The sequence below is a fragment of the Jeotgalibacillus sp. 10bf12 genome (assembly GCF_055597105.1).
In genome coordinates, this window is record NZ_CP200276.1 from 1,813,367 (window position 1) to 1,830,938 (window position 17,572).

Below are 17,572 nucleotides of genomic sequence, written 5' to 3' on the forward strand. Positions count from 1 at the left end.
TGTCCGGTCTCTTTTTCTATTCCTGCGTAAATCCAGTGAAAATGGTACAATAATAAGCAATGAGATGAACGGAGAGTGGAAAAGATGCTTGAAAAAACACTTAATAAATGGAATGAAACAGGATTTGAGAAAATGACAGCTGTACAGGAGAAGGTGATCCCACTGATGATCGAAGGAAAAGATGTCATTGCGGAGTCGCCTACAGGTACAGGGAAAACACTTTCTTATGTGCTGCCTCTGATTGAAAACCTTAACCCGGATCAAAAGCTTCCGCAGGCTTTAATTCTTGCCCCGTCTAAAGAGCTATCGATGCAGATTCTTGATGTCCTTCAGCAATGGGGGAAGGATGCAGGTATGAAGTCCGCATCAATTATCGGTGGCGCAAACCCTAAAAGACAGCTTGAAAAATTAAAAAAGCAGCCTCATGTGATCATCGGTACACCGGGACGTATTCTTGAGCTGATTAAACAGAAAAAACTGAAGACACATGAAATCAAAACAGTGATTCTCGATGAAGCAGACCAGCTTCTCTTACCGGAGCATAAAGAATCAATTGGTCAGATTATCAAGAGTACACTTGCGGATCAGAGACAAATGGCGATGTTCTCTGCGACTTTACCGGAAGAAGTGATTGAAGACGGTAAAGGAATCATGAAGTCTCCTGAAATTGTAAAAGTCGCGCGTGAAGAAATTCAGCAGGGGGATGTACGCCATCAGTATATGGTGTGTGAACATCGTGAAAAGATTGATATGATCAGAAGAATGGTCCGGATGGATTCCATGAAACAGGAAAAGTCGCTTGCGTTTATGCAGGAAGTGCTTGATGTCATGACAGCAGCTGAAAAGCTCAATTATAAAAACCTTGAGATTGCTGTATTGCACAGTGATTTAACGAAAGAAGAAAGAGCTGCTTCTATGAGGAAGTTCCGTAAAGGTGAGCTGCCACTTCTGCTGGCGACGGATCTTGCAACGAGAGGGCTTGATATTGAAGAAGTCACTTATGTGATTCATATGGATGTTGCTGAATCACTTGATCAGTACATTCACCGATCAGGCAGAACCGGCCGTGCAGGAGCAAAAGGAACAGTACTTTCTTTCGTTACGCCTGGAGAAGTAAAGAAAATCAAGCGATTTACAAAAGAACTTGGAGTAGAGCCTGAAGAAGTAACGATGTACCGTGGTGAGTGGCAGACTGTCTGATTCCTTAAAGTGGAACAGTTGACTTTCAATAGCAGAACAACGAGAATCTGTATATCAGTATAAGTTAGACACTCGAAAATACGAGGAGTGATCATATAATGGAAACCGTAACAGATTTCACGCATGTACTGCTTGATGGAGATCAGGATAGGGCGTGGGAATATGTTATACATGAGGTCGAAAAAGGTACTTCTACGGAAGACATATTTTATAAGCTATTAACACCAGCCATGGTCGAGATCGGTCAAAAGTGGCAGGAGAATGAAATATCAGTTGCAGATGAGCACCTTGCAACAACGACCTGCGACTTTACATTGGCACGTTATAAGCACGAAATTCTATTGCCGAGAATTAAAAATCAAGAACAGGATCAGGGAAGAGCTTTATTTTTCTGCGTAGAAAAAGAAGAGCATGACCTTGGTATACGTATGATTGCGCAGATCTTTGAAGAAAAAGGCTATGAAGTCCGTCTGATGGGTGCAAACCTTCCAGTAGAGTTTGTGTTAACAATGGCAGTGAACTGGGAGCCGGGTGTCATCGGAATGTCAGCAAGTATGCTGAAGCAGGGTGAAAGAGTTCCCACTTATATTCAAAGATTGATGGAGCGTTTTGACAATACAGAGCTGTTAATCGGCGGCCGTTTTCTTACATTACCGGATCGTCTGTTAGATAAGGCTGACGACTCCAAGGTAACGATCATTCAGGAAGGAAGCGAACTGACTGCATGGTTATCTGATCGCGCTAAAGGAGGAAAATAAACATTGATCCACCTTGATGCCATGCCAATGCCTGTGGTGATCATTGATCATGAATTAAATATAAAAGAAGCTTCAGGCAAAGCACTGAAACTGCTTGGCAAAGCCCCTTCATTCCTCGACTGGGTTGATGATGAAAGCCGGGAAAAAGCCGTTAGATTTATACAGGATGAGCATGTAGAAAAGTTAGAACTAAACTTGGTCACGGCAGAAGGAACAATATCACTTTTCACCATTTTAATTGAATGGGACAAAGAACAGGCAGCTTTAGTTCTTCAACAGGAGGATCATCTGATTGTTCAGCTGATGAATAAAGTAAAAGAGCATCAGCGCCGCCTTGAAGAAAGTGACATGGAACTGATTTTAAAAAAGAATCAGCTTGAAAAATCATTTATGCGGATCAGTGAATTAAGCACCGCAGCGATCCATCTGACTGATGAAATCGTTCTGATACCGATCGTTGGAGACTTAAGTGTCACACTGATCCATAACAATCAGGAGCGGATATTGGAAGATCTTTATGCAAACAATATTGATGAAGTCATCATTGATCTTCAATCAGTGGGATTAATGGAAGATGCCGGTGTGGATGAATTAATGAAAATGATTAAAAGCTTTTCACTGTTCGGGACAGGTTGTACAATTACTGGTGTAAAGCCTGAGCACGCACCATATCTTCATCAGATTAAAAAGATGCAAAAGCTTACTTTTATAAATAATCTTGAGGACAAACTTTCCAGGATTGTTTACTGAAAGTATGTGAAGGAGAAAGAAGGATTGACATGAATAAACAATTTGCAGTACTCGGACTGGGCAGTTTTGGTGGACATCTGGTTGAGGAATTCCACGAAATCGGTGCAGAAGTGTTTGCGATGGACCGCAATGCAGAGTTAGTAGACAAATACTTTGATATTGCCACACATGTCATCCAGGGAGATGCACAGGATGAACAGCTTCTGATTCAGGCTGGCATTAGAAACTTTGATCTCGTTGTCGTATCATTCGGTGAAAATATAGAGGCGAGTATCTTAACAACAATTATTTTAACTGACCTAGGTGTGAAGGAAATCTGGGTAAAAGCATCCAGTCTTTATCATCAGAAGGTACTTGAAAAAATTGGTGCAACTCGCGTAATACGTCCTGAAAAAGATATGGCACGGCGAATTGCCCACAGACTGGCATCCAAACATTTTATTGATTATGTTGAACTGACTGAAGAGCATTCAATGGTCGAAATAAAAGCAACGCCGAAAATTATCGGTAAAACTATCGCCGCACTGAACATCAGAAACCGCTTTGGATGTAACATTGTCGGGATCTACAGGCAGCATGATATGATTGTATCACCAAGTGGAGACGATAAAATTCAAAAAGAGGATGTACTGATTGTCATCGGTGAGAACAGAAAGCTTCACCGATTTGAGAAACAGGGTGTCTGATCGTGTTAATAATTGTTTTGTTAAAATCTATCAGTATTACTGCACAGCTGATGATTGAAGCGTGAGGGGGCGGAGGGGCATTGCGAAGCCTGAGGGCTCACTGCCCGGCCGCGGAAAGCGTCCCCTGAAGCGGAAATCAACAGCCAACTTTAGCAAAGTCTAATAAAAGATCCGGAATCTCTTTATGAGGTTCCGGATCTTTTAAATCTCTCTCCTGAAATTTCTTCAGCCATCAGCAGTTCACTTGCACAGGGCTTGAGAAGTTTTTTAAGCGACGCTTTATCTTCTTCCGGGTCCAGCCACTGATTGAAAGCATCCCGTTCAAGTATGACAGGCATTCTAGTATGGATATCAGCCATCAGATCATTTGGTTCAGTCGTTAAGATCGTACAGCTTCTGATGATTTGATCATCATGACGCCAAGACTCCCACAGACCTGCAAATGTAATCGGCTCACCGTCGTGCCTCTTTATTTCGTAGGGCTGTTTTTCCCTCCCTGATTTTTTCCATTCGTAAAATGAAGTGGCAGGAATCAGGCACCGTTTGGATTCAAATGCTCTGCGAAAGCTTGGCTTCTCTGCGACCGTTTCAGACCTGGCATTGAACGTTTTATACCCAATTTTTTCATCCTTAGCAAAAGGGGGAATCAGTCCCCACCTGAAAGAGGCGGGATAACGCTGTCCGTTTAACTGCACAACCGCTGCAGCATGCTGACTTGGTGACAGGTTCAGGTTTGGCGTATAAAGAAAATCATCCCTCATCTCAAACTGATAATACTGCTGCAGATCATACATCGCCTCAACTAAAGAAAATCGTCCGCACATCCCTCATCTCTCCTTTATAAGCATTCTAACAAAATATTGCGAAGATAGAGAAGATTACAACTTATTTCCTTTTAAAGGTAATCGGTTGATTTGTTTCGGTATACGAATCATACTGAATACAGACATACATATTCAGGAGGGTTTTCCATATGAAGAAATTTTGGTTAGTATCTGCAATGGCAGCTGCACTTATGCTTGCAGCCTGCTCAGATGATTCGTCAGAGCCGGCAGAAACAGAAGAAGCAACAACTGAGGAATTTGCAGAAGAAACGGAAGAGGCTTCAACAGAAGAAGCAGGTGAAGAAGAAAGCGCTGAACCAGAGCTTTATCTTGTTGGTGACGAGGTAACTTCAGGTGACCTGACAGTTACAGTGACTGATACTGGTGTTGCTGAACAAATCGATGACACGAATCGTGTTTACGAGATCAATATGACAGTGACAAATAATGGTGAAGAGGAAGTATCTTTATCTTCAGAGGACTTCACATTGACTGATCTTACAGATGAAGAAAAAATGGCTTACGGCGATCCGTCTGAATGGACAATCGCAGCAGGAGAATCAGCAGAAGGCTCATTACAATATGAATCTGCAGCAGCAACTGCATTCAAACTTTTCGGCACAATCGGTGAAGAAGAAGTTGAATGGAGACTGCCGGGGATTACTTCTTTAGACTAATCGTATTTTAAGCACTTGGCTTTTATAAAAATGGACATGATAAATGCAGCGGAGCGTAAGGTGAAGACACCGTCCGGCCACGGAAAGCGTCCGCCTGAAGTGAAGCGAAACGATTAAAGGGGCTCGAACAATTATGTTCAGCCTCTTTTTTATATCCAATCATTTACCTAAACGTATTTTAATCATCACTCCTATTGACACAACAGCCACCTTTCTTGTAAAGTTGTCATAATTAATTGAATAGCGTGGATTCTTATCAAGAGAGGCGGAGGGAACAGGCCCGTTGAAACCTCAGCAACCTACACACAATGTGAAAAGGTGCTAAATCCATCCTGCAATCATGCAGGGAAGATAAGAAGCTTAGTAGTCTAAAGCCTTCTTATCTATGATGATGGAAGGCTTTTTTGTATATACATCAGGAAGGGTGAAATAATGAACTTACTTGAAGAAATGAAGCAAAGAATTCTGATTGGTGACGGCGCGATGGGAACCCTCCTGTATTCATATGGCTCAGATCAGTGCTTTGAAGAATTAAATCTGTCTCATGCAGAGCATATCCAGCAAATTCATCGTGCATACATTGATGCTGGTGCTGATGTGATACAAACAAATACCTACGGCGCGAACTATCATAAGCTCGAGCGCTACGGACTCGAAGAAAAGGTAAAAGAAATCAATACTGCGGCTGTAAAAAACGCTAAAGCTGCGGCGAAAGACAATACCTTCATTCTCGGTACAATCGGCGGGATCAGAAGCTTCCGTCCTCAATCGATTGACCTGAATGAAATCAAGCGGACATTCAGAGAACAGCTTTACTGTTTACTGTTAGAAGGAGTAGACGGGTTATTATTTGAAACGTATTACGATTTCGAGGAACTGGCAGCGGTCATTGAAATCGCCAGAAAAGAAACAGACCTGCCGATTATTGCGCATATTTCAGTTCAGGAGCCGGATGTGATGCAAAATGGTAAACCGGTTTCTGAAGCGCTACTGGAGCTTGAACAGCTTGGAGCCGATGTAGTTGGCTTAAATTGCAGACAGGGTCCATTCCATATGATTAAGTCACTTGAACAGGTACCGCTTCCTGAAAAGGCTTATCTGTCCTGTTATCCAAACGCGAGTCTTCCATCTTACTCAGAAGGCTCACTTCAGTACAGCAATAATGCTGAATACTTTGGTGAGGTGGCACCTGCATTCAGAGAGCAGGGAGTCAGACTGCTCGGGGGATGCTGCGGGACAACGCCGGATCATGTGAGAGCATTCAGCCAGGCACTAAAAGGGCTTGCACCTATTACTGAAAAAAGAGTGGAGAAAGCTGAAAAGATTGTAGTGCGCTCAAGACAAAAGGATTTGCCTGAGCCCCTCACAGACATCGTTAGAGACCGCAAATCAGTCATTGTTGAACTCGATCCTCCCAAGAAGCTTTATACAGATAAGTTTATCGAAGGTGCAAAAGCACTCGGTGCAGCCGGAGCTGATGCTGTTACTCTTGCTGATAACTCACTTGCGAGTCCGCGTGTATCCAATGAGTCACTTGGTTACCTGATCAAACAGCAGGGCGTCCGTCCGCTTGTTCATCTGACGTGCAGAGACCGTAATCTGATCGGGCTTCAAAGCCATCTGATGGGACTTCACACACTTGGGCTTCATGACATTCTGGCTGTCACAGGTGACCCGACAAAGGTTGGGGATTTCCCGGGTGCAGCTTCAGTCTATGACGTATCATCATTTGAATTGATTGAAATGATCCAGCAGCTGAATAACGGCATGTCGATGTCCGGAAAAGACTTAGGCGAGAAAGCTTCATTTACGATCGGTGCGGCATTCAACCCGAATGTCAGAAGTGTTGAAAGAGCCGTACAGCGTCTGGAGAAAAAGATCTCGGCCGGAGCTGATTACTTTATGAGTCAGCCTGTATTCTCTGAGGAAAAGCTGATTCAGACAGCTGAAGCAGTTAAGGATCTTGGAAAGCCCGTATATATTGGCCTGATGCCTTTGACAAGCAGCAAAAACGCAGACTTCCTTCATAATGAAGTACCCGGTATCAAATTAACTGAACAGGTAAGAGACCGGATGGCAGCAGTGTCCGGTGACCGTGAAAAATCTTACCAGGAAGGATTGGCCATTACAAAGTCACTGATTGATACAGCGCTCGATCTATTTAATGGCATCTATCTGATCACACCATTTATGCGCTATGAAATGACAGCAGAATTAACACGCTATGCCAATGAGCAGGCGGCAAAGAGAGGAGGAAACCAACGTGCGCACATTATTCAATGAACAGCTTAAGAAAAGAATCCTGATTATGGACGGTGCAATGGGTACGATGCTTCAGGATGCGAACCTGTCAGCAGAAGATTTTGGTGGTGAGGACCTTGAGGGGTGTAATGAGAACCTGAACCGCACGCGTCCTGATCTGCTTGAAACCATCCATGACGCCTATTTTGAAGCAGGCGCAGATATCGTGGAAACGAACACATTCGGCAGTATGAGCGTCGTGCTTGAAGAATATGATATCGCATCTGATGCTTATGAACTTTCACGGCTTGGTGCTGAAATTGCCAGAAAGTCAGCCGCTAAATGGTCAACAGAAGACCGTCCGCGCTTTGTTGCAGGCTCAATGGGACCGACAACGAAAACGTTAAGCGTTACTGGCGGTGCAACATTTGAACAGTTGAAAGATTCTTATGCTGAACAGGCAAAAGGGTTAATAGACGGCGGCGCTGATCTGCTGCTGATTGAAACGAGTCAGGATTTATTGAATGTAAAAAGTGCATTCCTGGGGATTCAGGATGCTTTTAAGAAGACAGGCAAAGAACTGCCACTGATGATCTCAGGGACGATTGAACCAATGGGCACAACGCTTGCAGGACAGACGATTGATTCTTTCTATATCAGCGTTGAACATATGAACCCTGTATCAGTCGGACTGAACTGTGCAACGGGTCCTGAATTTATGCAGGATCATATCCGTTCACTCTCAGAGATCAATCAGTCATATGTCAGCTGTTACCCGAATGCAGGTCTGCCGGATGAAGAGGGCGTCTATCATGAAACGCCTGAGACGCTTGCTAAAAAGCTGAGCGGCTTTGCTGAAAAAGGCTGGCTGAACATTGTGGGTGGCTGCTGCGGGACAACCCCTGCACACATTAAAGCCATTGCTGAAGCGATGGAGAACTATAAGCCGCGTACACACAAGCCTAAAAAAGAGCACACAGTATCAGGCATTGAGCCGCTGATCTATGATGACCCGTCTATGCGTCCGCTGATGATTGGTGAGCGTACAAATGTGATTGGCTCACGTAAATTCAAGCGCCTCATTGCAGAAGGTAAAATTGAAGAGGCATCTGAAATCGCACGGGCGCAGGTGAAAAAAGGTGCCCATGTCATTGATATTTGTCTTGCTGACCCTGACCGTGAAGAAGAAGAGGATATGGAAGTGTTCATGCAGGAAGTCGTAAAGAAGGTGAAAGTGCCGCTCGTCATTGACTCAACAGATGAAAAGGTAATCGAAAAAGCGCTCCGCTATTCTCAGGGGAAATCAATTATTAACTCAATTAACCTTGAAGATGGGCTCGAACGCTTTGATGCGGTGGTTCCACTTGCCAAACAATACGGCGCTGCACTGGTTGTCGGTACGATCGATGAAAAAGGAATGGGGGTTTCTGCTGAAAGAAAGCTTGAAATCGCAGCACGCTCCTATCAGATTTTAACGGAAGACTATGGTGTTGACCCGACGGATATTATTTTTGATCCGCTTGTATTCCCTGTTGGAACGGGTGATGAGCAGTATATCGGTTCAGCTAATGCCACAGTTGAAGGGATCCGTTTAATAAAAGATGCCTTTCCAAAAACACAGACTGTACTCGGTGTCAGCAACGTGTCATTTGGTCTTCCGCCAGTCGGACGTGAAGTATTAAACGCAGTCTATCTGTACCACTGTACACTGGCAGGGCTCGATTATGCGATTGTGAATACAGAGAAGCTTGAGCGTTTTGCTTCGATTGACCCTGAGGAAGTAAAAATGGCTGAAAAGCTGTTATTTGATACAACAGATGAAACACTTGCTGCATTCACAGCTTTCTACCGCGGCAAAAAGAAAGAGACATTATCTGATCTGCCGGATATGACGCTTGATGAAAGACTTGCCTACTATGTTGTAGAGGGAACAAAAGAAGGGCTGCTGCCCGATCTTGACCTCGCACTGAAGGAATTTGATGAGCCGCTTTCAATTATTAACGGACCTCTAATGACAGGAATGAAGGAAGTTGGCAGACTCTTTAATGACAATCAGCTGATTGTAGCTGAAGTGCTCCAGAGTGCTGAAGTCATGAAGGCAGCAGTGGCTTTCTTAGAGCCGCATATGGAAGCTTCTGATAACTCTTCTTCTAAAGGTAAAGTCATCCTGGCAACAGTAAAAGGTGACGTTCATGATATCGGTAAAAACCTGGTTGAAATTATTTTGAGTAATAATGGATATGATGTCGTGGACCTTGGTATTAAAGTGACACCACCTGAACTGATTGAAGCCATTGAGCGTGAAAAGCCGGATATCGTCGGCTTATCCGGACTTCTTGTAAAGTCAGCCCAGCAAATGGTTATCACTGCAGGAGATATGCGTGAAAAAGGACTTGAGGTTCCGATCCTTGTCGGTGGGGCAGCACTTTCCCGTAAGTTTGTTGATACAAAAATCTCCAATCATTACGATGGTCTTGTCCTCTACGCGAAAGATGCAATGAACGGACTGAGCCTTGCTAATCAGCTGCAGGATGAGCTCGAGCGTGCAAAACTGAGTGAAGAAATCTTTGCGAAGCAGGAAAAGCTTCAGTCCCAGGAACCAAGACCGGCCAGGGAAGCGGCAGTCGGGGTCATCGATAAGCCGCAGGTTGCAGAAGCACCTGTATTTGTTCCGAACGATACGAAGCGTCACGTGATCAGCTCCTACTCAGTTGCGCACGTTGAAGCCTATATTAATATGCAAATGCTTCTTGGTCACCACTTAGGGGTAAAAGGAAAAATTTCAAGACTGCTTGAAGAAAAAGATGAAAAGACACTGATGGTAAAAGAAACAGTGGATCGCCTGATTGAAGATGTGAAGCGGGAAGGCCTAATTACGCCGGCTGCTGTCTATCAATTTTTTCCGGCTCAAAGTGAAGGGGATGACGTCATCATCTATCACCCTGAAACCGGACAGGAAATTGAACGTTATACATTCCCGCGTCAGCCGAGAGCACCTTATCTGTGTCTGGCAGATTACCTTCGTTCGAAAGAGAGCGGCGTAATGGATTATGTAGGATTCTTTACTGTCACAGCAGGCAGAGGGATCCGTGAAAAAGCGCAGCAATATAAAGAAGAAGGCAGATTCCTCGAAAGCCATGCGCTTCAGGCGCTCGCACTTGAAACAGCAGAAGGATTCGCAGAACTGCTGCACCAGCAGATGAGAGACCGCTGGGGTTTCCCGGACCCTGTTGACTTTACGATGCAGGAACGTTTCAGTGCCAAATACCAGGGGCAGCGTTTCTCATTCGGTTATCCGGCATGTCCTGAGCTTGAAGATCAGGAAAAACTGTTCAAGCTGATCAGCCCTGAAGAAATCGGCGTTCAGCTGACAGACGGCTTTATGATGGAGCCTGAAGCGAGTGTGTCAGCGATTGTGTTTGCACATCCTGATGCGAGGTATTTTAATGTGATGTAGTCGGGCATTGTGTTTCGGTTAATGGTTCGATGCTCGTTCGCTGGTGTTCGGCGTTTGCTCAAGATTGTTCGAGAGTAAATGCGTGGTGTTCGCTGTTTACGTAGTGATGTTCGACGTTTAACAGGTACACTTCGACACTTCAGGACTATTGACTCGCAAAGGGAAAATGTTTTAGCTAACTAAAAAAGCCGGGGAGCAATCCCCGGCTTTTCTCGTGTCAAAAATATTAAAGTTCCTCCGGCCTCGCACTTGGAACCTTGACAAACGATCTGCGCTTTTTCAGCAGTGCGTGAATCGTTAACAATTCAAAGTAAATATAACTTTTATCAGGCAGTTCATCTTCATCTGTTTCACCTTTCAGCTCATGACGGAGAAGCGCCAGCGCATCGGCATCCATCGGCTCCTGTTCACCGGTTCTGATAATCCGGTTATTCAGCTGTGAGACAAGTGTGCGGACTGCCTGCTTTTCTTCAATCGACCATTCAGGCGCATCGTCTGAAGGCAGTGAGATCAGGTTGGCTAAATGGAAGGATAGCTGCCTTAAAAGGTAAATCTTTTTTTGCAGCGTCTGGATTTCATTCATTTCCTCTCGTTTATATGAATGATAATGCCATTCCTGAAGCTGAAATCTGCAGAACATATCTGCCCGGTCAAGCTGCGTACGCAGCTGATTGGATGCGGATTCAAGATTCATTGGTGAGTTTCTCTGATCGAGCAGCTCATTCATTCTTTCAGCAAGCAGCTGTGTAAGCTTAGCCTGTGAATCAGAAATGAGTGAAATAATCTGATCCTTATATTTTGGCGGCATTAGTAAAAAGTTGACGAGTGTGGAAGTTAAAATACCGATTCCTGTTGTACCAAGCCTTTTAACAAATTCAAGCAGGAAGTGATCTTCTGTCCCTGGAATCATCGCGACGGCTGTCAATGTGGCAACCAGCATACCTGCATCAAGCTTCAGTTTGTAACAGATCCAGATTGTCAGCACCGCTGAAATTGTATATGTAATCGCCGTATCGCCAAGTAAGAAGGTGGCGAGCATCGCAATAGAGGCCCCGATGGCAGATGCAGGGAAACGGATCATCCCCTTTTTAATCGAATCGGCAGCTGTCGGTTCAATTGTTACAATCGCAGTAATGACGGCGAAAACAACTGGCAGATTGAACAGCTGACAGATCAGCGCAGTTAAAAACACCGCAACACCCGTCTTTAAAATTCTGCCGCCGATAAATCTTCTTTTTAACCATTGCATATGAGTCGGGAACCTCCTTTTTTAGTAAATTAGACGTGTTATAGTATAGCATACAAAAAGTGGGGGAGATGACATGATTCCGAATATAAGTTACAATACTAATAGATGCAATTTCCACAAGGGGAGCCATATAGGCTGAGAGTGAACAGACTTGTTCAGACCCTTCGAACCTGTAAGTTAATGCTTACGCAGGAATGTGGATGGAAACGGACTTTTCAGGGTCTCTGGGTTTCTATCCCCGGGGCCCTTTTTATATGGAGTAGCCCGTTGAATTCCCCTGTGTGCGAGCTGCATCGATTTCGCAAAAGGAGGAAGACATATGGAGCGTAAGAAGTTATTATTTTTAGTGGAGGTTGCGATCTTTTCAGCAATCGGTATTATCCTTGACCAGTTTTCATTCAGTCTCTGGCCACAAGGTGGGTCTATCAGCTTTGTGATGGTGCCCATTATTCTGATGGCATTTCGCTGGGGGTTAAAAGGCGGTCTGTTAACAGGATTTCTAGTAGGTCTGCTGCAGACAATGTTCGGTGCCTATATTATTGATCCTGTTCAGGGGATACTTGATTATCCGCTGGCATTTACTGTGATTGGATTTGCAGGTCTGTTTGCAGGGGTTGTGAAGCGTTCACTTGAAGAAGGATCGATGAAAAAAGCTGCCGTGTACATCACAGCAGGTGTATTTATCGGTGCACTGTTAAGATTCATCTGTCATTTTCTTGCAGGTGTTATCTTCTTCGGTTCAGGAAGCGAAGGTGTTCCTGCGTGGCTGTTCTCACTTGGCTATAACGGTTCATACATGGGCCCTGCCTTCATCCTGACATCAATTGTCCTTGCGACGCTGCTGATCTCAGTACCAAGAGTCGCGACGAACCGTCAGATGACAAGTGCCTGATATGTTTAAATAAACGGTTCATTTACGCTTCAGGCGGACGCTTTCCGGACGGAGGTTGCCAAGCCTCCTCGCCTTCGGCTGTGGGGTCTCGGCTTCCCTCTACTCGTCCCGGAGTCGCCGCCTTACGCTTCAATGTACCTGAATTTAATATAAAAAAGAAGATGGCTTTTAAAAAACGTCATCTTCTTTTTTATTAATGTATACTGTACTAACTATAAACCAATTGTGTGATAAATTATTATGAAATAAGCCTTACATAGTTTAATCGGAGCGGAAGGGGGCGACTCCAACGCGAGAAGCCGGACCGGTGAGACCCCGGAGGCGCGAAGCGTTGAGGAGGCTCACCGCCCGGCCGCGTGGAAAGCGTCACCCTAAGCGCAGATTAAACGGTTATTCAAGAAATAGCGTCTTTCATGCATTCCACACCATACATATGATATAGTGAACCATTATAAAGCAAGGAGAGAATCGGTATGATCGTAAAAACAAACGAAGAATTAGAAGCGCTGAAAAAAATCGGCGCAATCGTTGCTGAGATCCGCGATGATATGCGTGCAGCAACAAAGCCCGGCGTAACGACTGCTGAGCTTGATCAGATCGGAAAGCAGAAATTTGAACAATACGGTGCTATTTCAGGCCCTAAAGGTGAATATGATTTTCCTGGCTATACGTGCATCAGTGTAAATGATGAAGTCGCGCACGGGATCCCCGGCGACCGCGTAATTCAGGACGGAGACCTTGTGAACATTGATGTTTCAGGCTCTCTGGATGGTTACTTTGCTGATACAGGCATTTCGTTTGTAGTAGGTGAAAATGCAGCGCTTGAAAAGCTGTGCGCAACCGCAGTAGAAGCTTTTACACTGGCGCTGAAAAAAGCAAAAGCCGGCTCTAAAAAGAGTCAGCTTGGAAAGACGGTTTCACGTGTGGCAAGACAAAACGGTTATCAGGTCATTACGAACCTGACAGGACACGGTGTCGGAAAGTCACTTCATGAAGCACCGGATCATATTCTGAACTACCATGATCCATGGGATAACGAGTTATTAGCAGAAGGGACTGTCCTTGCGTTTGAACCGTTTATCTCTTCAGGAGCAGACTTTGTGGAAGAACAGAATGACGGCTGGACGTATAAGACACCGGATGGCAGCTTAGTCGCACAGATTGAGCATACAATTGTCATCACAAAAGGCGAGCCGATTATTTTAACAGAATCTAAAAAAGCATAAGAGAAACTGAAAGCACCTGGAGCTGGACATGAAAAAGGACTTGTGAACGTCACAAGTCCTTTTCTTATGCAACTTCCTTTGCTTTTTTACGCTGCTGCATAAAAATTGCAGCTGCCAGCAGGAAGAATGAAAGGGCTGTCGGAACAGAGATCCATGATGAAATCAATAGCATCACAAGAACACCAGTCCCGCCAGGCGTAGGATTCTGTGTGGCGATCTGATCAACCTGCAGCAGATAATAAGCTGAGATGATGAAAGTAAAGATCAGAAAGACTACGTTCGTGATCCAAAGCCATTTAACATTTTTTCTTAAACCAAAAACGATTGAAATTGTCATCAGTATTGGTCCCACAAGAAGTGTAATTAAAAACATTGCGAATAATAACTGCCCGTCCAACATAAAACCTCTCTTCAAAAAATCGTCTTCCACTATTTTAACCTATTTGAGAGGGAAATGCCCGGGTGATTATTTAAAAGATAGTGTCCGGCTGCTGTAGCTGGACTTTTTCTTTTTACGGAAAATGAACAGTCCGATAAAGATTACTACGCTTAACACATAAGCTGTGAATACGACTGCAGATTCCTGACCTTCATTCTGTACACCGATGCCGATAAAGGCCCAGATGAACACGAGCGGGTAAATCCAGTCTCTTTCTTTGTAGCGGATCCCAAGTGCCAGTGCTGCTGCGATCAACAAAAGGGCAATCGTCCAGACCGGTGATGAGATGCCGAGTCCGTCCCAGCCGGCTTCATTTACGGTATATGCGGTGTTGGCAACAGTTGCAACACTGACCCAACCCATGTAAACAGAGAAGGGGAGGATGTCAAAGAAACTGTGTGTTGTCTGCTTAATTTTTGCGTAAATGATAATGATTGAGATGAGTAAGCCGACAATCACCGCGACTGATACAGGAAAGAATTCATAGTGCCAAAGCAGAATCCAGGTAATATTTAAAAGGCAGCTGATCAAAAACATAAACGAAGTGGATTTGTATACTTCTCTTTTTCTTTGAGACTTAAAAGCACCTTTTAACACCCACAAGCCTAGCAGTATGTATATGAGTCCCCATATTGAAAATACATAACCGGCCGGTGTGAATAATACATTCAGCCGATTTGAAATTTCGCCTGTAGTCTGACCGTTAATCGGAAGTATATTTGCCAGTGCATTAACGGTAATAACAGCTGCAAGCGCGAAAAAATTGAGCCAAAACTGTTTCATGTAAAAACCTCCTGTCTCTGTTCTATTCCCTCCGGACAGAAAAAAATCCTTCAGACGAGCTGGTTTTTTACAAGTGTCATTTTGATTTGCAGATAGCTCACTTCCTCAGGCAACGCCTCTTTTAATGACTTAAGCCCGGGAGCGTCCATTTGTTCCCTGGTTGAAAGAATCAAACGCTCAGTTTCTTCATCAAACCACTTCTCAAAATCAAGCTGGTGACCTTCTTCATAGGCTTTTTGCAGATGGCGCTCAATCGTCTGTGAAGTAAGTGCTCTGAGTTTTGCAATCTCGGAAATCGATTTCCCGTCCTGATAGAGTTCATAGCTGAACAGGTGGCTTGGCTGTTCAGGGTCTGCAGTGACTTCAGGCTGCTTTGGAGCCTGCTCAGGGGCGGGTACCATGTTTTTATTTTTGCCGTGTTCTTTTATATAGGCTGCAATCACTTCTGTAAACGGTGTTCCGTATGATTGAAGCTTTCTTTCCCCGACTCCTTTGATCACGCGCATCTCCACTTCAGTTTCCGGATAGTGCTGGGCCATTTCACGCAGCGTTGCATCTGAAAAGATCACGTAAGGAGGAACGGCATGCTCTTTTGCAAGCATTGAACGCACTTTGCGGAGCTCTTCAAAAAGCGCTTCATCATAATCAGCCTGCTGCTGGTGAAGCTGAAAACCGGATTTCAGCCAGACTGCCTGTTCTCCTTTTAATACAGGAACAGCGTCCTGAGTCAGCCTGAGAATCGGGTATTGCCCGCCTTCTAGTGCCAGATAACCTTCCGCAATTAACAATTGAATCAGCTCAGTAATCTGTTTCTCTGATTTCTGACTCATCAGGCCATAAGTTGTTACCTGATTCAGCCCGCCTTCTAGCAGCTTTTTATTGCGTGAGCCTTTTAACACTTTCGCTGTCATGCCTGTCCCAAAACGCTCGCCCATTCTTTTTACAGTTGACAGGATCATCTGAACTTCACGCGTACGGTCTGTTTTTTCACGGCTGTCGAGGCAGCTGCTGCAGTGCCCGCAATCAGCAGTCATCTGATGGTCTTCAAAATATTCCAGAATAAAGCGGGGCAGACAGCTGTGGCTGTGACAGTAATTGATCATCTGCTGAAGCTTTGCATATTCTTCATTTCGTTTACGTTCGTTTGCAATAGATTGTTCAATCAGAAATTTCTGAAGCATCGAATCCTGCGGGCTATATAGCAGATAGCAATCGGCAGGTTCACCATCACGTCCTGCACGTCCTGCTTCCTGATAGTAGGATTCCATATTCATCGGCAGCTGATAATGGATGACAAACCGCACGTTACTTTTATCAATCCCCATACCAAATGCATTGGTCGCCACAATCAGCTTCGCTTCGTCATAAATAAACTGACGCTGCGCTTCGTTCCGGTCTTCCTCTGACAGTCCTGCATGATAGCAAACAGCGCTCGCATTCTGTTGATTCAGCCACCCAGTCAGCTGATCTGCTTCTTTTCTTGTAGCTGTATAAATAATGCCTGTCTCATCGTGTTTTTCTTTTAAAAAGCTTGTTAAAAATGAATGCTTGTCAGCACCTTTTACAACATGAAATGAAAGATTATCACGCGCAAAGCCTGTGTTGACGATGTGGTGAGGATCAATCGAAAGCAGATCAGTAATGTCCTGAATCACTTTATCTGTCGCTGTTGCAGTCAGCGCTGTCAGGACAGGTAAATTCGGCAGCAGTCTGATTGTGTCAACGATCGTCCGGTAGCTTGGACGGAAATCATGTCCCCACTGAGAAATACAGTGTGCTTCATCAAACGCAATCAATGACAGGTTAATGTCTGAGATCGCATTGAAAAAGGAGGCGGAATCGAATCGTTCAGGCGCTGCATAGACAAATTTATAGCGGCCTTCACGCAGGTTTTGCAGGCGCTCTCTTGTTTCAGCAGCGGATAACGTACTATTGATATAAGTGGCGGAAATGCCGTTTTCATTTAGTGCATCAACCTGATCTCTCATGAGTGAAATCAGTGGTGATATGACAAGTGCTGTTCCCTCTTTTACGAGGCCGGGTATTTGATAGCAGAGGGATTTTCCTCCGCCTGTGGGCATAATGCCGAGTGCGTTTTTATGGTCAAGTATAGATTCGATCATCCGGTCCTGGCCGGGTCTGAACGAGTCGTATCCGAAGTATGTATGGAGGACTTGCTGTGCCTCATTCATCATGGTGAATCATCCCTTCTGGTGGTGCTTTATTTGGCTATATAACTGAGGGCGTTGGATCTGCGCTTCAGGCGGACGCTTTCCGCGGCCGGGCGGTGAGCCCCTTCCATGCTTCGCATTACAGTGTCTCACCTGACCCTTTCCGCCGCAGGAGTCGCCGCCTTCCGCTCCGATCCACGCTGTGCATATAAAAATTGT

General features: G+C 44.7%; 14 protein-coding genes and 2 riboswitches. Of the genes, 9 read left to right on the plus strand and 5 right to left on the minus strand.

Annotation, left to right across the window (positions count from 1 at the left end; translation table 11 throughout):
* The first annotated feature begins 84 nt into the window (after nucleotides 1-84).
* The 4 genes from DH10bf12_RS09455 to DH10bf12_RS09470 all read left to right on the plus strand — a co-directional run bounded on the left by DH10bf12_RS09455 (nucleotide 85) and on the right by DH10bf12_RS09470 (nucleotide 3,394).
* Entirely contained in the window at nucleotides 85-1,200 is a 1,116-nt protein-coding gene (locus tag DH10bf12_RS09455) for a DEAD/DEAH box helicase (RefSeq protein WP_471735079.1), read from the plus strand.
* Nucleotides 1,201-1,298: 98 nt separating this feature from the next.
* Entirely contained in the window at nucleotides 1,299-1,958 is a 660-nt protein-coding gene (locus DH10bf12_RS09460) for a cobalamin B12-binding domain-containing protein (RefSeq protein WP_471735080.1), read from the plus strand.
* A 3-nt stretch (nucleotides 1,959-1,961) separates the two neighbouring features.
* Entirely contained in the window at nucleotides 1,962-2,708 is a 747-nt protein-coding gene (locus DH10bf12_RS09465) for an STAS domain-containing protein (protein WP_471735081.1), read from the plus strand.
* A 29-nt stretch (nucleotides 2,709-2,737) separates the two neighbouring features.
* Nucleotides 2,738-3,394 carry a potassium channel family protein gene (locus DH10bf12_RS09470; protein WP_471735082.1) on the plus strand — a complete coding sequence of 219 codons (657 nt, stop codon included), beginning with the start codon at nucleotides 2,738-2,740 and terminating at the stop codon, nucleotides 3,392-3,394.
* A 182-nt stretch (nucleotides 3,395-3,576) separates the two neighbouring features.
* Here the strand turns inward: DH10bf12_RS09470 and DH10bf12_RS09475 are convergent, their stop codons facing one another.
* Entirely contained in the window at nucleotides 3,577-4,218 is a 642-nt protein-coding gene (locus DH10bf12_RS09475) for an SOS response-associated peptidase (RefSeq protein WP_471735083.1), read from the minus strand.
* A 149-nt stretch (nucleotides 4,219-4,367) separates the two neighbouring features.
* Here DH10bf12_RS09475 and DH10bf12_RS09480 point away from each other — a divergent pair, with 149 nt between their 5' ends.
* The 3 genes from DH10bf12_RS09480 (at nucleotide 4,368) to metH (ending at nucleotide 10,593) form a co-directional block, all read left to right on the plus strand.
* Entirely contained in the window at nucleotides 4,368-4,895 is a 528-nt protein-coding gene (locus tag DH10bf12_RS09480; RefSeq protein WP_471735084.1) for a DUF4352 domain-containing protein, read from the plus strand.
* Nucleotides 4,896-5,145: 250 nt separating this feature from the next.
* Nucleotides 5,146-5,253, plus strand: a riboswitch (SAM riboswitch).
* 74 nt (nucleotides 5,254-5,327) lie between these two features.
* Nucleotides 5,328-7,178, plus strand: a complete 1,851-nt coding sequence (locus DH10bf12_RS09485) for a bifunctional homocysteine S-methyltransferase/methylenetetrahydrofolate reductase (RefSeq protein WP_471735085.1) — start codon at nucleotides 5,328-5,330, stop codon at nucleotides 7,176-7,178.
* A complete protein-coding gene (metH, locus tag DH10bf12_RS09490) occupies nucleotides 7,126-10,593 on the plus strand; it encodes a methionine synthase (protein WP_471735086.1) in 3,468 nt (1,155 codons plus the stop codon). Before DH10bf12_RS09485 ends, metH begins: the two co-directional genes overlap by 53 nt.
* A 226-nt stretch (nucleotides 10,594-10,819) precedes the next feature.
* Here metH and DH10bf12_RS09495 read toward each other — a convergent pair whose 3' ends face one another.
* Nucleotides 10,820-11,842, minus strand: a complete 1,023-nt coding sequence (locus DH10bf12_RS09495; protein WP_471735087.1) for an FUSC family protein — start codon at nucleotides 11,840-11,842, stop codon at nucleotides 10,820-10,822.
* Nucleotides 11,843-11,951: 109 nt separating this feature from the next.
* Nucleotides 11,952-12,054, plus strand: a riboswitch (TPP riboswitch).
* Nucleotides 12,055-12,161: 107 nt separating this feature from the next.
* Here DH10bf12_RS09495 and thiT point away from each other — a divergent pair.
* Together thiT and map are read left to right on the plus strand one after the other, a co-directional pair.
* The gene (thiT, locus tag DH10bf12_RS09500; RefSeq protein WP_134382373.1) at nucleotides 12,162-12,734 is read left to right on the plus strand and encodes an energy-coupled thiamine transporter ThiT; all 573 of its coding nucleotides are present in this window, start codon (nucleotides 12,162-12,164) and stop codon (nucleotides 12,732-12,734) included.
* Between the two features lie 473 nt (nucleotides 12,735-13,207).
* Nucleotides 13,208-13,960 carry a type I methionyl aminopeptidase gene (map, locus tag DH10bf12_RS09505; protein ID WP_471735088.1) on the plus strand — a complete coding sequence of 251 codons (753 nt, stop codon included), beginning with the start codon at nucleotides 13,208-13,210 and terminating at the stop codon, nucleotides 13,958-13,960.
* 64 nt (nucleotides 13,961-14,024) lie between these two features.
* Here map and DH10bf12_RS09510 read toward each other — a convergent pair whose 3' ends face one another.
* From DH10bf12_RS09510 to recQ, 3 genes are all read right to left on the minus strand, one after another.
* A complete protein-coding gene (locus tag DH10bf12_RS09510; protein ID WP_471735089.1) occupies nucleotides 14,025-14,357 on the minus strand; it encodes a hypothetical protein in 333 nt (110 codons plus the stop codon).
* Nucleotides 14,358-14,426: 69 nt separating this feature from the next.
* On the minus strand, nucleotides 14,427-15,182 hold the full coding sequence (locus DH10bf12_RS09515) for a tryptophan-rich sensory protein (protein ID WP_471735090.1): 756 nt from the start codon (nucleotides 15,180-15,182) through the stop codon (nucleotides 14,427-14,429).
* A 50-nt stretch (nucleotides 15,183-15,232) separates the two neighbouring features.
* Nucleotides 15,233-17,377 carry a DNA helicase RecQ gene (recQ, locus tag DH10bf12_RS09520; protein WP_471735091.1) on the minus strand — a complete coding sequence of 715 codons (2,145 nt, stop codon included), beginning with the start codon at nucleotides 17,375-17,377 and terminating at the stop codon, nucleotides 15,233-15,235.
* Nucleotides 17,378-17,572: the final 195 nt, after the last annotated feature.

Bases quoted from the DNA above. Each gene is read 5' to 3' on its own strand.
- DH10bf12_RS09455 (WP_471735079.1), top strand. From the start codon at position 85: ATGCTTGAAAAAACACTTAATAAATGGAATGAAACAGGATTTGAGAAA.
- DH10bf12_RS09460 (WP_471735080.1), top strand. From the start codon at position 1,299: ATGGAAACCGTAACAGATTTCACGCATGTACTGCTTGATGGAGATCAG.
- DH10bf12_RS09470 (WP_471735082.1), top strand. From the start codon at position 2,738: ATGAATAAACAATTTGCAGTACTCGGACTGGGCAGTTTTGGTGGACAT.
- DH10bf12_RS09475 (WP_471735083.1), bottom strand. From the start codon at position 4,218: ATGTGCGGACGATTTTCTTTAGTTGAGGCGATGTATGATCTGCAGCAG.
- DH10bf12_RS09480 (WP_471735084.1), top strand. From the start codon at position 4,368: ATGAAGAAATTTTGGTTAGTATCTGCAATGGCAGCTGCACTTATGCTT.
- DH10bf12_RS09485 (WP_471735085.1), top strand. From the start codon at position 5,328: ATGAACTTACTTGAAGAAATGAAGCAAAGAATTCTGATTGGTGACGGC.
- metH (WP_471735086.1), top strand. From the start codon at position 7,126: ATGAGCAGGCGGCAAAGAGAGGAGGAAACCAACGTGCGCACATTATTC.
- DH10bf12_RS09495 (WP_471735087.1), bottom strand. From the start codon at position 11,842: ATGCAATGGTTAAAAAGAAGATTTATCGGCGGCAGAATTTTAAAGACG.
- thiT (WP_134382373.1), top strand. From the start codon at position 12,162: ATGGAGCGTAAGAAGTTATTATTTTTAGTGGAGGTTGCGATCTTTTCA.
- map (WP_471735088.1), top strand. From the start codon at position 13,208: ATGATCGTAAAAACAAACGAAGAATTAGAAGCGCTGAAAAAAATCGGC.
- DH10bf12_RS09515 (WP_471735090.1), bottom strand. From the start codon at position 15,182: ATGAAACAGTTTTGGCTCAATTTTTTCGCGCTTGCAGCTGTTATTACC.
- recQ (WP_471735091.1), bottom strand. From the start codon at position 17,377: ATGATGAATGAGGCACAGCAAGTCCTCCATACATACTTCGGATACGAC.